Origin of the sequence: Sphingobacterium athyrii (assembly GCF_003071065.1) — a bacterium.
Taxonomy (GTDB): Bacteria; Bacteroidota; Bacteroidia; order Sphingobacteriales; family Sphingobacteriaceae; genus Sphingobacterium; species Sphingobacterium athyrii.
In genome coordinates this window covers 819,704-833,402 of sequence record NZ_QCXX01000002.1, presented here as the reverse complement: position 1 = coordinate 833,402, position 13,699 = coordinate 819,704, and the positions used below count along the sequence as shown (strand labels likewise).

Sequence of the window (13,699 nt, the reverse complement as noted above, 5' to 3'; positions counted from 1 at the left end):
CAGAAACAACATTTAGAAAATAATCGTAACTTCATATAAAGAACGATTTCTTATTGACCACTAGACCTTAATTGTTGTAATATGCTCTACCAATACTTAATTAAACCAGCTTCAGCCCTAACTTTTATTTTCCTTTCCCTGCCGTTTTTTTCAGAAGGACAAGTCCTCAAGCCGGCAACCGTAAACAACATAAAACAGAACGGGACCATCCAATGGGACGATTCCAGCCGACGTCGGATCTCCTCACCCAATTTCGCCAGATATTCCGGCTATGGCCGAATTATCCAGCTATCGGACGAATCGTTGCTCGCTGTGTATGAAGCAGACGGAAATATTGTTGCTGCCAAAAGTCAGAATCTTGGTGACAGCTGGTCAGAGCCCATCGTTATTTCAGCAGCGAAGAAAGGCGTCAAAATGTGCGTACCAGACCTTATTAAACTCGACGATCAGCGTATTCTCGCATTCTATAATGCACGTCCTTATGACATTTCCCCAAGCCGGAAGTTCGGCATCCATCTTAGACAAAGCTCGGACGGTGGACAGAGCTGGGAAGCCGAACAGATACTTTACCAAGCTGGGCACCAATTCGAAAATGGATGCTGGGAACCATCGGCCATCCAATTACCAAATGGCGAAGTCCAGCTCTTTTTTGCCAATGAAGGACCCTACACAAAAAGCAATGAGCAAAATATATCTATGCTGCGATCCATTGACCATGGAGCAAGCTGGAGCAAAACACCATCTATCGTCAGCTTTCGCCCCGGAAAACGGGACGGGATGCCTGTACCACTATTGCTGAGGAATAAAAAAGAAATCGTTCTAGCCATAGAAGACAATGCCGTTCGTACTTTTAAACCCTATATACTACGCAATACACTTCAAAAAAATTGGGCAAATACCATCTCCGGCAAGAGTGCTGATCGCAGTTACGCATTACATGATCCCATTGCAAATGAAGTCTATGCTGGAGCCCCCTATATTAGACAGTTAAGCACAGGTGAGACGATACTTTCCTATCAGAGCACAGAGGGCCGCACCAACAAAATGGATTATGCCGATATGAAAGTGCTGATCGGAAATGAACGGGCAATGAATTTCAAAAACAAATCGGTCCCGTTTGTCATCCCGCAAAATAAATCCTGTCTCTGGAATAGCCTCACCGTACTAAGCGATGATACAATTCTTGCGGTTACGAGTACGAACGCATATTCAGATCAAACCGAAGTATGGATGGTCAAGGGAAAATTTCTTCGAGACACAAAAGATCAGGGAACAAAAGATCAGGGAACAAAAGATCAGGAAAAAACAGAAAAAAAATTCACCATGCTCGCATATTCTGCAAAAAAAGCACGACACAAACATTAATAGTTACTATAATTAAAACAAAACAAATAACTCAAAAACAACATGTTAAAAATATAATAAATCCAAATTTCTCGCTATAAGGCTAGAAATAAGCATCGCTTGCACAAGCTGTACTAGTAAATGATTTTCAGTGCCATGGAGAAAACAATGATTTTTACTGATGGCGTCATCCCATATAAACCGAATACGCACGCAACGCTCGAAATGACACCACAGCACTATCCATTCCAGAGCCCAATTAGCCGCTGTGTTCAATTTTCTTTCGAAAATGAAGTTCCTCTAGGCCGAAAGGGCAAACCTCCCGCTAATCCCCTTATTAATACATCTACATCCATCAATGCAGCACTGCATTGGTTAGACTATAATAACTTCTTTCATATTTACATAGCATGTCAGCTGATATCACACTGAAATGCTATGTAGATGACCGCATCTGCACAAATATTCCTTAGTCCCCGCCATACACCTTAGCCAAAACAACTTTGTTCACAGCAATAGCCAACTTCCCCAATGGGCAAAACAAGGTTCTAAAAGTCCAGAAATTCATAAAAAAACCCAGAAATACTGCCATAACCAATGGTTATATCGACCCACTATTATTAGTACACTTTTTATTTATATAAAAATCATAACAAATTAAACTTCAAACAACAATAATATTAAAAATCCATATTTTAACACGCCCCAGCAGATTAGTTAGAATCCGGTATTTGACAACATATAAAGATCCAGCCTACTTTTCCTTTTCGTCAAATTGCATACCATCGAGTTTGCCTATCACGGTTGTCGCATCTGTAACTTTTGGTATCAACCTTATATAAAACTTTCACACTGCATCCCAGAAAAAGGTTTTCGATAGATTCAGACTGGTGACTACTGGCCAGCCCGCCCCCGCCCCCGAGAATAGGTCAATTCATCTGTCTTAGCATTCGATTGTGGTACAATTCCTCCTAAACTGCAACCCCAAATTTTATAAGTGTTTAGATTTGATGTCGACGTACATAGCTACAAACTTGTCCTTTAAGGTTTAAACAATTATGCTCCGGCAACTGTTCCCCCATAAAAAGAAAGATCTAAAACTTAGCATGATGAAAGATATTTTAATAAGAGATATTAAACAACAATTGAGGGATGTCGAAGCAGCGGACCTTTGGATTGATGAAAATTTTGAAAAGAAGCTGTCTCAGGTGGATGACACGACTGCTTTTGAACGTCCTATCCCCGAAATGCATAGCATGGCAGAGTTAGCATCACATTTAATCGAATGGCGCAGAGAAGTATTAAGCCGATTAAAAGGAAACCCGAGAGGACTTGAAATGAGTGATGCTGCAAACTGGCGAAACAATAATGAGCTAAGAAAACGTGGCTGGGAGAGTCTAATGCAAGATCTTCACACAGCACAGCAAGATATTATTTCTTTTCTGGAAGGAAAAGATGACACTTTCCTCCAAACGACTTATCCACATGCAGTTCCGTCTTTTCCACACGATTATAAGTATCTGTTAACTGGTTTAATCCACCATGACATGTATCACCTCGGACAGATGGGCATCACGATTAAATTCCTAAAAATTCAACATTTGATACGCTGACGAAATATACCCCGACTGTCCCCCCTACTATTGTAAGAATCCCGATAACACGCAGACCAAATAGCCAACCAACAAATTAAGTACTTATGTCATCTCGACGGCAAGTGTTATATAGCATAATTGCAAATAACAAGCCGCTTATTTGCTCAAGTCTTTAAAATTATCGGAATTGTTTTGGTTTCATTTGGCTGGCAGCCTGCTCTGCAATCTCGATAATCCGCCTGTTTCGGGTATCAGGACGTTTTGCCAGAGCAATCCATTGCAGCAGCATTTTTTTTGCTGATCTGCTCAAACCGGCAAAGAAAGCCTCGGCTCCCGGACAACTCTTTAATGCCCTGTCCAGATCTTTCGGGATAAGCAGTTCCTCCACATCATTAAGCACGGACCATGAACCGTTTTCCTTGGCAAGCCTGATTACCTCGAGTCCCGCTTCGGTCATCTTTCCACTGGCTATAAGTTTCTCGACTTTTTCCTTGTTGATCTTCGACCAGGTTCCCCGGGGTTTACGTCTACTGAATAACTGCTGAAAAGTGCCCTTCGTAATCGTTTTTCGTGTGCTGTCAATCCAGCCAAAACATAAGGCTTCGTCAACCAGCTCGCTCCAGGCGACAGCAGGCCGCCCCGAATTCTTTGTATTACAGATAATCCACACGGATTGTTTGACAAAATGATTCTCTACCAGCCACTGCCGCCATTCCGCCTGTGTATGGATGCTGATGAACTGTATATCTTTTGTTTGTTGTGCGCTATTCATTTCATTTTTTTTTACTTCCAGGTCCCGATTATTGGCCATGATTCGCATTTCGCTTCTAAAACGAACACAGCCCGTATTTTCGCTGTTCGTGTAAAAATAATAGAAAGTGCGACAACAGTACGTCAGTATTGTTTATGAGCCATTTTATTCTATTATAAGGTGTTTTGACGCATTCAATGTGATACACTGGTTTAGACTGTAATAACAACAGCTTTTTATAACTGTTTTACTTAAAGTTCAAACTGCTTAGATACAATATGGCAATATTTACAATTCGAATTAATATCCTGTTAAATTAAATCAAACTCATCATTTAACCTTCCTTCATCGATTGTTTGCAATGCTCCCCAAAAAATATTTAAGTTGTTTTTAAGGTCACGTGAAGGTGTAGTCATTTTTTTGAGTTTCTCATCAGGCAACAAGCGTTTTAATTTTTTCTTTATTTGAGAATTAAGTTTAAGCTCTTCCGGACGATGTAAATACACTCTAAAATACAGCATATTTAAGTAGACCGTTGCACTGACCTTTACTAACCAAGGATTGGACATCAACACTTTTGTAGTAACCTCTATATAAGAGATAGTACCATCTTGCATATATACATCTGATTTACGTGGACCTTTCACAACAATTACAGCCTGAAGGCATTTTATCTTTTTTTGATTATTCAGCTCAGATTTATCACTTCTTCGCAAAATATATTCCATTAATGCCGAACAATCCCGTTCTCTTTTCCAAAGAGTCACCAAAGGTTCCAGCGGGAATTCTTTATCCATTTGGAAAAAAGACGGTCTTTTCTGAATGTTTGACCTCTTATCTGGGGACATTAGCATCCTTTTTTCATCAGTTACAATTTCAGTTCTTTCTTCAACTTTATTCATTATTTATTTCATAAGAAAAGTAAAACATAAAATATCTTTTATTGAAATTTTTCAGACAGCTATTGGTATCTTATCAATAATTGGCTTTTACCAAATTTGACGGTATAATAAAGTTTTAGTCGCTACGGAGCAAACATTGATTCGTTTCATTAAATCAAAAACAAAAATTACCGCCAACCCAAATTTACAAAATTTCCTTTAATTATATATTTGTTAACTATTACACTTTCCGTAAAATATTACTGATTCCAACTTTTTATTATTAATCCGTTTGTTTTACCCCTTATACTTTATTTTATTTGTCCAGAAGTTTTAATTCTTACAACAAACCAGTTTTTCTAAATAACCTGAAATATTTCAAAAAAAATCAACAGTTGTATGCAGTCCAAATCATTTCATTTGATAGAAGCAAATATGTGTTTATTAGCGGGGAGTACGCCAACAAAATCCATAAAGGAAAGATTACCAGGGAGTCGTAAACGACTGTTTTATAACAGTAGCATAAAAATATTTGAAGAATATTTAAGTATCGAAAATCTGGAAAGTTATAGCTATACCATTGAAGTCGCGACACACACAGCTATCAATTTTCAGATCCACAATCCTCAAACCCATTTGCTCTACCATATTGACGGGCGTAAGGCTGTTCGATACGGCCAATGCCAGAGCCGTGAGGAATATCTGTTCCCCCCACAACATGGTGTATTCCTCTATGTTCCCGAGACTATCATTAACGTATATTTTGAGCCCGGAAATTACCATATACAAGGATTTACTTTGCCTGTCAACCTAATTGAATTCGGTGAACTGGCCGAATTTGGATTTTTAACCGAAATCATTGCCACAAATAGATTAAAGCCCCGGCAATATAAAGCTAGCATCGGTTTTATAGCTTCACAGCACACCCGGCGAATTCTTCGCGATCTTACTATCGAACTTGGCAATAAGCCACTTATTCCAAAGATCCGCATCTTGCGAAAAATTGAAGATCTACTTTACCTTTGCAAAGATAAATTATTAATAGCCGGACGACAGTTGTATGATCCTGATCTGATAGTACAGCAGGCACGTCTGCTTATCTCCAAATGCATCGCCGAAAGTGATGATCTGGTAAGGATAAAAAATATTGCTTACGCGCTAAATATTCAACCAGCCTACTTAAGTTATCTTCATAAAGAACGCTTTGGAATTACGATTATGAAATACCGTAATCAAGAATTGCTGAAAAAAGCTAAAGCCCGTCTCCATCAAAACCGTTCCATCAAAATGAGCACCATAGAATGTGGTTTTAAGAATGAGTCCAGCTTCTGTAATTTTTTTAAAAAACAAACAGGGCTCACCCCAAGCGGTTATCTCCTTGCCACGACAATACCGGAAGAATAATTGGGATTGTCAACGACAGCTTTAACTGTTGAAATAAGAAGCCCGGTGTAGCAGAAACCCAAAGTAGCCCCGCTATTTGACAATGCCAAATTCAAATTTCAGAACATGGAACTCTGGTCAAAAAAACAGGATTAAAAAATATAGGGCACGGCTTTGTCTGTCCAGTGTAAAAAGGAATTGCTAAAGACCCCAAATAACCATTTTTACGGCAAAAAGCTATGGAAAGGGAATGGTGTTTGCATCAATAAAAAGAGCGACAATTGCATGAAATCACGCAATTCAAAACGAATTAAAATCAACACGCCCGGATAAAAAGACAAGGGAATAAAAAGGGAGGTCATATGAAACAGTTATTTGTGCTGCTGGCTTTGGGCATCGGCCTATTCATTGTCAGCAAGCTCGGCTTTTCACAGAAAGCCGCAGGATCAAAATCAGCTAAACAACATACTATGAATAATATACACAACAACGATCAGGTCATCTATTTCGCCGGCGGCTGCTTCTGGGGGACCGAACATTTCTTCAAGCAAGTTCGCGGTGTCACTGCAACAGAAGTCGGCTATGCCAACGGCAACTTGCAGGATCCTACTTATACCCAGGTTTCAACTGGGAAAACCGGATTTGCAGAAACGGTCAAAGTAAGTTACGATCCGGAGGTCATTGACCTTAAATTGCTGGTTGACCTATTCCTAAAAACAATAGACCCTACCTCACTCAATAGACAGGGCAATGATATCGGTACACAATACCGCACCGGCATCTATTATACCAATGCAGCTGATATCCCTGTGATCAAGGAAAGTCTAACCGCACTGGCCAAACAATATCCCAACCAGATCGTGGTGGAATTAGAACCTTTGCAGAACTACTACGATGCAGAAGCTTACCATCAAAAATACCTCGACAAAAATCCGGGTGGTTATTGCCACATCGGCCCCGATTTATTTGAAATGGCGCGCAAGGCAAATCCGGAAACGACAGAAGCAGCCTCCGCTCCTTCCAGCAGCTATAAAAAGACTGACAAGGAGACTCTGAAAAAGGAACTTACCCCTTTGCAATATGATGTAACACAAAACAATGCAACCGAGCGTGCCTTTGCCAACGAATACAATGATGAGTTTAGAGAAGGTATCTATGTAGATATCACTACTGGTGAGCCCCTGTTCGTCTCGACCGATAAATTTGAGTCCGGCTGTGGATGGCCAAGTTTTTCCAAACCGATCAGCGATAGCCTGGTAGAAAAATTATCAGATAATTCTTATGGCATGCGGCGCACGGAAGTACGGAGCAAAACCGGCGACGCACACCTTGGGCACGTATTTGACGACGGTCCAGTGGATAAAGGAGGGCTCCGCTACTGCATCAACAGTGCTTCGCTCAAGTTTATTCCCAAAGAAGACATGAAGAATAAAGGCTACGAAAAATACCTACCTTTATTGGTTAAAAAGTAACGGTAAGCACATCAATAAAATTGATCGAATTGCATTCCCATATCAGAGGCCATGGTAAAAAGTTACCTGGCCTCATTTAGAATGGCCGAAACTGTCTATTATTTGTCATTGTAGCCATATCGACATCTTAGTACATTTGTAGCATAAAAGTGAGCTATGGAAAACACAAAAAAACAAACAGGAATAAAAACGATTGCACTTTTGATATTACCGGGGGTTCAGTTATTGGACGTTGCCGGTCCCTGTGATGTATTTATGTCGGCCAACTTTTTTACTCCAGTTGATAATGCACCCAAGTACCAAGTTCAGCTGATATCCAGTACACCTGATCGGATTGTATACTCAAATGCTGGAATACCTCTCACATGCAGCCATTCCATTTATGATCACAATTGCTCAATAGACACACTACTCGTTGCTGGTACTGACCTTAATTTGCTGGACGAAGTAAACCCTGATATTTACCATTATTTGCAAGGTATTGCAACACATGTAAGGCGTATAGGCTCAGTCTGTGTTGGTGCTTTTGTTTTAGCAAAAGCTGGGCTACTGGAGGGTAAACAAGTCACAACCCATTGGAAATATGCCGCTATCCTGCAACGGACTTATCCTGACCTCGATGTTAATGTCAATCCATTTTTTATCCACGATCAGGGGATTTATACTTCAGGTGGGGTCTCCTCAGGGATAGATCTCGCCTTGGCCTTATTGGAGGAAGATTGTGGAAAACCATTGGCTTCTGAAGTAGCCAAACATCTCGTTTTGCATTTAAAAAGACCCGGGGGGCAGTCCCAGTTCGGTGATGCGATTACCGATTATGACCTGTTAACCCCATTCACTAAAGCGATCAGAGATTTACTCAAAGATAAACTGGGCCAGGCAATCAGTATAGACTATATGGCTGAATCACTTAATATGAGTGTCCGCAATTTCTCCAGGGTCTTTTTAAAAGAATCAGGCATGACTCCGGGTAAGTTTCTCGAAAAAATGCGGCTGGACCAGGCAAAGAACATGGTAGAATATACCGATATGAGTTTCGAGATGATCGCACAGAAATGTGGCTTTGGAAACGTAATCTCTCTTCGACGCTTATTTCTAAAGTACCTCTCCATCTCCCCGCTCCAATATCGGAAGACTTGTAAAGGCACCGAATAATCCATTTCTACAAATTAAAAATACAAAAAAATGCTGGCGTTCATTCACCGGCAGGGAAAACTATATCTCAATTTAACGATCAATAATAGTATATCATGATGAATCCGAAACAAAACAACAAGAGCATGAACGTAGCCTTTTTTATTTATGATCAGATAGAGGCACTTGACCTCAACGGTCCACTAGATGTATTTGTCAAGGCAAATGTTATAGCTCCCGGGAGTTATAATTGTTACACGGTCGGGAAGACCAAAGAAGCCGTACAAATGGAAGCGGATACCATGGCAATTATCCCAATGCACTCAATACAAACTGCACCCCGACCGGACATGATTGTCGTTCCCGGTGCCAATCCAGACTGTGTTATGGCATACCTGCAGGATGACGATTTCCAGTATACGTTAATAAACTGGTTAAAAGACTACTATGACAAAGGCACAATTATTTTTACCGTTTGTACAGGAAGCATGCTCTTATCCAAAACAGGCATATTGGATCATTATGAAATAACGACCCATGTCATGTTGCTGGATGCCTTAGAAAAGCATAATCCCAAAAGTATTGTTAAACGTGGAGTACGGTTTGTCGACCAGAAACGGTTGATTACTACAGCAGGTATAACCGCAGGAATAGATGCTGCGCTTTATCTGGTGGAGCAACATTACGGAAAGGAACTTGCAGAAACCATTATCGAAATCTTTGAATATCGGCAAAGTACTTGTAACCGTAAATAAGAGGTTGCTGTTGGTGAGATAAGAAAATGCGGGAAGTACCTTTTTAGATGCTGCCCATCACACATAGTTCGGTGAGGGTAGGTACTGGCTTACCACCCTCATCTTCCAGCGTAATGGCAAAGGCTTGTGCTTTAGAAACATCCAGCATCTTGCTCGCCATAGCTTCTTTGGCATTCAGAGGGAATACACCAGCACTCACAGGCTGACCATCGACCATCGCCCAGAGCTGATACTGCTTACCTTTTGGCGCAGCTGGCATCTGTTCGAGACTGAGGTATACCGCCTTTGAAGTCTGATCCCAAAATACGAGTGCATGTAAATCAGGTTTATTTTCAACACCTTTTAGTGCAATGGTTTTTACCGCCGGGTTCTGCACCAAGCTCCATTTCTCCTGTAAAATAGCTAATGTAGCATTTTGCGTATCTAGCGTGGTATTTGCCTGGACAAGCATTTCCTTATTCTCCTTTTGCTGTTGATAGAAGAATAAATTTGCGCCGACGCTGAGTACGAACAATATGCTGGCAGCTATGGCCCAGCCATAGGATCTAGCCGGTACAATCCGCTTAGGCAGCTCCTCAGTGTTCGATATTGGCGCCTGGACAACAGTATCATGGGATATGGCTTCGTCCGTCGACAGACCATCTGGTTGATCATCCTTCAAAACCAGATTTTCAGCTTCAAGTCTATTCCAGATATCCTGTTTTAAGGCAGCAGGCATCGCCATCGCTTGGATATCGGCTAATCCCTCGAGCGCTTTTTCGGCCTCGGCGATAGCTTGTTCCACTTCGACATTATTTTTTCGAATACAGTTCAGTATGCTAACTTCCTCTTCGGAAGCAAGCCCCAAAACGTACGATTCAATAATCCCTGACGATATGTATGCTGCGATATCCAAAATTAACGATAGTCCTTTAATAATTGTTTTAACTGTAAAAATGCAGCCTTGGTCCGTGTTTTTACGGTACCCAAAGGAACATCAAGCTGTTCGGCAATTTCCTGTTGCGTATATCCTTCATAGTAGGCCATCTCGATCAAGATACGACATTCAGGCTTTAATTTATCCAAAATATTTCTGAATCCAATAAAATCTGCTTTCGTATGTTGTTCGCTTCCGCTCTGATCCCGTTCTTCATCTGTATTTACGATATTTGAGAGCGGTTGGTTTTTCATTTCGTTGACCACACCCTTGGATTTGCGGTAATCCAGCGCCGTGTTACGTGCAATATTGATCATCCAGGTGTATAACCGGCCTTTTTCGGAATCAAAAAGATCAACATGTTTCCAGATTTTAACAAATACATCCTGAATCACTTCCTCGGCATGTTCAGTGGAAGCTACAATACGACACACCACCCCATAGAGGGCATCCGCATAGTTATCGTAAAGATAACTAAAGGCCTGCTGGTTCTTTTTTTTCAGTAAAAGAATCAAGGTTTCTTCAGGAAGGTTGTGTAATGGACTCAAATTTCACGTTTATAACGCTTTAAAGATGTAGATAAAAAACCAAAAAACAATGCAACAGCCATAAATCACGTAAAAATACTTAAATCTCGATAAATAACGTGGAAAAATACCTGATGCTGGCACCCCTTAAGATAATGCCGGCCATAATGAAGTAATAATCGCAAACCTTTAAATAAAATCATAAATACCGTTCTTCCAGCCCAATATTTTAGAAGAATCCGCATTTAGCCAGTTTTTCAATAGCGTGACGTACACTTTCCTGAAATCTTCCGAATACACCAGATCGCCGGCGTTGAGGTGCTCCAGATCAGGCAACGCATTGCGCAGGCCCTTCCCTTTTAAACCTCCTGAAATAAAAAAAAGCTGATTTGCCGTTCCATGGTCCGTACCATTGCTTGCGTTTTGTGCTACCCTACGGCCGAACTCTGAAAAAGTCATCAACATGACCCGCTGAAAAAGGCCATTTTTTTTCAGGTCATCCACAAAGGCTTCAACTGCGTCGTTAATGATCTGGAATAGCCCCTCCTGCCTTTGCCGTTGATTAATATGTGTATCAAAACTACCGATCTGCAGGTAATACACCTGCGTATTAATATCCGATTTGATCAGGGAGGCGACCGTCCTGAAATCCTTTCCCAATGCCGAATCGGGATAAGGAGCCACCGTAGACTTCGCTTTGCTTTTTTCAAAGATATAATCCGCATTGTTGATGGTCTCTCCCAATGTCTGATAAAGATAGCCTACTGTCTCATCTTCATGTTGATGGTTTTCATAGAGCGACTTGAAGTATTCTTCTCGACTGGTTTGATAAAGCTTTTTGGGATCTTTAAAAGCAAAAGCTTTTTTGTGTTTTCCTTTGAGGGCAAGGCTCAGCATATCATTGACTTCCAAAGCCTGTGTGGGATGGGTACAGTCGTAGCAGGCTTCATCAAGGTATCTTCCCAGCCATCCGCTTTCCAGATATTCGTCGCTGCGACTTGCGCTGTGCCAGATATCCATGCTCCGGAAATGCGATTTATCGGGATTGGGATACCCCACATTATTGAGCACAGCCATTTCACCGTTGTCATATAATTCTTTAAAAAACCCCAAAGCAGGATTAATACCGGCTTCGTCGGTGAGGGGAAGCGCGTTCGTCACAGCAATCGTCTGCCTTTCGCGAAAATAGATATCGTTGCGCCGGGGGATGATCGTATTAAGTCCGTCGTTTCCGCCGCTCAACTGTAATATGACCAGGATTTTCTGATCTCTTTCCAGGGCATCGGGCAAAGTCATTGCCTTTAAAAAATTGGGCAGCAGCATAGATGCTGTTACTAGGGAACCTGCTTTAAGAAATTCACGCCTTTTGATGATCATGGTCTTATTTTTTTAGTTAACAGAGCTGATATTCGGGCATACTCATGGTTTCAATAATCGACATCCTGATGTCTCCGGCAGCGTATTTTTCAAGTATATGCTGTTTAAAAGAAGGTTCCTTCTGCAACAATAACTGTATTGGTTCCTTGCCTGCAAATGCTGCTTCAACCTCCGGCCAGGCGATCGACATATTCGGATTTTTGAATCCTTTCAGCTTCCGCTTTTGTTTTAAGCCCATGTCAAGGTCGTCGTCCTGCTGTGGGGAGAGATCAAGCGGGCGTAGGCCGCTCCATATCTGCGGTATCTGCATCCGGAGCAAAAGTGTGGAACTGTCGATCCAAGCCTTTCCCGAAGGCCATCCAGCTACGTTCGGTGGATATAATAATAACTGTCCCAATAGTTTTTGATAAACAATCAGGTGTTCGGGATTTTCTATTTTCATCGGTAACATACGCATAATACCAACTATCAGTTCTACTGGTGATTTTATTTTGCTGCCGATATTTTTAGGTTCGTAAAACCAGGATGCGGTAAATATATGATCCAACAACTTTTTGATATCGTACCCCGAATCATAGAATTGTTTGCTCAGCCTATTGACCAGTTCATTGTCTACCTGTTCATTGACCAGAAAACGATACAGTTTAGCTGTAATAAATCTTGCCGTTGCCGGTTGTTCCAGGATGATATCCAGGATATCATTTCCATCAAAATTTCCCGTTTTTCCTAAAAATGTTTTCATACCGGGATCATGAAACTTCTTTCTTTCCATAAATCGGGCATCCCGATCATAGGACCAACCCGTAAATGCGCGTGCAGCTTCACGCACATCCGCTTCGGTATAATGACCACGTCCCATCGTGAACAGCTCCATGACCTCCCTTGCAAAATTTTCATTCGGATGTCCTTTTTTATTCTGCTGATTATTGAGGAAGCTGAGCATAGCCGGGGCTTTGGAAACAGCAAACAGCAGATCCCGAAAATTTCCCAGTGCATTTTTTCTGATCTCATTGAGAATATGCGCGCTGAAAGTTGAATTGACCACGCGGCTTGCGAAATGCCCATGCCAGAAAAAAGCCATCTTTTCCCGCAGCTGATCTTCCGAGTGAACCATAGCTGTCAAAAAATTAAGGTTGATTTCTATATTCTGCTGTCGGTTACGCTGCTGAATTTGTTTTTTCGCCCCCGCGTTCAATTTTGAAAGCGTGACGTAATCAGCATCCGTGTCCGTGTCGTTAAAGCGTATCTGTTCGAAATCCCGTGTCCGAGCATATGTCTGCCAAACTTCGGCGGTAGACAGCCGTTCGAAGGCGGAGATCTGTTCAAGGCTGATTCCAAATCCCGCACGATTCGCCAAATGTTTATTTTTAATAAATTCAGAAACCATTTTATTTCCGTTTATAGCTAATTAACAACTTAATTTGCAAATGTTTGCAGGCTAAGGCAAACATTTAACAAACATTAAGGTAAATTAACAAACCCGGCAGTTGCTCCCCCTCTACTCCTAATTCAAACGAATAATCCCTTTCTGTCGATATTTCCTATACACCGATAAAGTTTCATA

At 41.3% G+C, this 13,699-nt stretch carries 12 protein-coding genes; 6 read left to right on the top strand and 6 right to left on the bottom strand.

Going from position 1 to position 13,699, the window contains the following annotated elements; genetic code table 11:
• Positions 1-81 precede the first annotated feature (81 nt).
• Positions 82-1,365: a sialidase family protein gene (locus DCO56_RS10050; protein ID WP_108633596.1), complete on the top strand. Its 1,284-nt coding sequence runs from the start codon at positions 82-84 to the stop codon at positions 1,363-1,365.
• A 1,037-nt stretch (positions 1,366-2,402) separates the two neighbouring features.
• Positions 2,403-2,957, top strand: a complete 555-nt coding sequence (locus DCO56_RS10040) for a DinB family protein (RefSeq protein WP_108633594.1) — start codon at positions 2,403-2,405, stop codon at positions 2,955-2,957.
• Between the two features lie 160 nt (positions 2,958-3,117).
• On the opposite strand, the gene DCO56_RS10035 is transcribed toward DCO56_RS10040, so the two are convergent.
• Together DCO56_RS10035 and DCO56_RS10030 are read right to left on the bottom strand one after the other, a co-directional pair.
• Positions 3,118-3,711 carry a YdeI/OmpD-associated family protein gene (locus DCO56_RS10035; protein ID WP_108633741.1) on the bottom strand — a complete coding sequence of 198 codons (594 nt, stop codon included), beginning with the start codon at positions 3,709-3,711 and terminating at the stop codon, positions 3,118-3,120.
• 290 nt (positions 3,712-4,001) lie between these two features.
• The gene (locus tag DCO56_RS10030) at positions 4,002-4,592 is read right to left on the bottom strand and encodes a hypothetical protein (protein WP_108633593.1); all 591 of its coding nucleotides are present in this window, start codon (positions 4,590-4,592) and stop codon (positions 4,002-4,004) included.
• Between the two features lie 378 nt (positions 4,593-4,970).
• Here DCO56_RS10030 and DCO56_RS10025 point away from each other — a divergent pair, with 378 nt between their 5' ends.
• The 4 genes from DCO56_RS10025 (at position 4,971) to DCO56_RS10010 (ending at position 9,315) form a co-directional block, all read left to right on the top strand.
• Positions 4,971-5,975, top strand: coding sequence for a helix-turn-helix domain-containing protein (locus DCO56_RS10025; protein WP_108633592.1), 1,005 nt, complete (start codon positions 4,971-4,973; stop codon positions 5,973-5,975).
• A gap of 341 nt (positions 5,976-6,316) precedes the next feature.
• A complete protein-coding gene (gene msrB / locus DCO56_RS30060; protein ID WP_108633591.1) occupies positions 6,317-7,426 on the top strand; it encodes a peptide-methionine (R)-S-oxide reductase MsrB in 1,110 nt (369 codons plus the stop codon).
• A 156-nt stretch (positions 7,427-7,582) separates the two neighbouring features.
• The gene (locus DCO56_RS10015; protein WP_108633590.1) at positions 7,583-8,581 is read left to right on the top strand and encodes a GlxA family transcriptional regulator; all 999 of its coding nucleotides are present in this window, start codon (positions 7,583-7,585) and stop codon (positions 8,579-8,581) included.
• Between the two features lie 95 nt (positions 8,582-8,676).
• Positions 8,677-9,315: a DJ-1/PfpI family protein gene (locus tag DCO56_RS10010; RefSeq protein ID WP_206531763.1), complete on the top strand. Its 639-nt coding sequence runs from the start codon at positions 8,677-8,679 to the stop codon at positions 9,313-9,315.
• A 43-nt stretch (positions 9,316-9,358) separates the two neighbouring features.
• Here DCO56_RS10010 and DCO56_RS10005 read toward each other — a convergent pair whose 3' ends face one another.
• From DCO56_RS10005 to DCO56_RS09990, 4 genes are all read right to left on the bottom strand, one after another.
• The gene (locus tag DCO56_RS10005; RefSeq protein ID WP_108633588.1) at positions 9,359-10,210 is read right to left on the bottom strand and encodes an anti-sigma factor; all 852 of its coding nucleotides are present in this window, start codon (positions 10,208-10,210) and stop codon (positions 9,359-9,361) included.
• 2 nt (positions 10,211-10,212) lie between these two features.
• Positions 10,213-10,779: an RNA polymerase sigma factor gene (locus tag DCO56_RS10000; RefSeq protein ID WP_108633587.1), complete on the bottom strand. Its 567-nt coding sequence runs from the start codon at positions 10,777-10,779 to the stop codon at positions 10,213-10,215.
• 168 nt (positions 10,780-10,947) lie between these two features.
• Positions 10,948-12,135, bottom strand: coding sequence for a DUF1501 domain-containing protein (locus tag DCO56_RS09995; RefSeq protein WP_108633586.1), 1,188 nt, complete (start codon positions 12,133-12,135; stop codon positions 10,948-10,950).
• Between the two features lie 16 nt (positions 12,136-12,151).
• Positions 12,152-13,522 (bottom strand): DUF1800 domain-containing protein, encoded by a 1,371-nt coding sequence (locus DCO56_RS09990; RefSeq protein ID WP_108633585.1) that lies wholly within the window; start codon positions 13,520-13,522, stop codon positions 12,152-12,154.
• Between the last annotated feature and the right edge of the window lie 177 nt (positions 13,523-13,699).

Excerpts from the sequence above, each read along its gene's own strand:
- DCO56_RS10025 (WP_108633592.1), top strand. The coding sequence starts at position 4,971 with ATGCAGTCCAAATCATTTCATTTGATAGAAGCAAATATGTGTTTATTA.
- DCO56_RS09990 (WP_108633585.1), bottom strand. The coding sequence starts at position 13,522 with ATGGTTTCTGAATTTATTAAAAATAAACATTTGGCGAATCGTGCGGGA.
- DCO56_RS10040 (WP_108633594.1), top strand. The coding sequence starts at position 2,403 with ATGCTCCGGCAACTGTTCCCCCATAAAAAGAAAGATCTAAAACTTAGC.
- DCO56_RS10050 (WP_108633596.1), top strand. The coding sequence starts at position 82 with ATGCTCTACCAATACTTAATTAAACCAGCTTCAGCCCTAACTTTTATT.
- DCO56_RS10030 (WP_108633593.1), bottom strand. The coding sequence starts at position 4,592 with ATGAATAAAGTTGAAGAAAGAACTGAAATTGTAACTGATGAAAAAAGG.
- DCO56_RS09995 (WP_108633586.1), bottom strand. The coding sequence starts at position 12,135 with ATGATCATCAAAAGGCGTGAATTTCTTAAAGCAGGTTCCCTAGTAACA.
- msrB (WP_108633591.1), top strand. The coding sequence starts at position 6,317 with ATGAAACAGTTATTTGTGCTGCTGGCTTTGGGCATCGGCCTATTCATT.
- DCO56_RS10015 (WP_108633590.1), top strand. The coding sequence starts at position 7,583 with ATGGAAAACACAAAAAAACAAACAGGAATAAAAACGATTGCACTTTTG.
- DCO56_RS10010 (WP_206531763.1), top strand. The coding sequence starts at position 8,677 with ATGATGAATCCGAAACAAAACAACAAGAGCATGAACGTAGCCTTTTTT.
- DCO56_RS10035 (WP_108633741.1), bottom strand. The coding sequence starts at position 3,711 with ATGAATAGCGCACAACAAACAAAAGATATACAGTTCATCAGCATCCAT.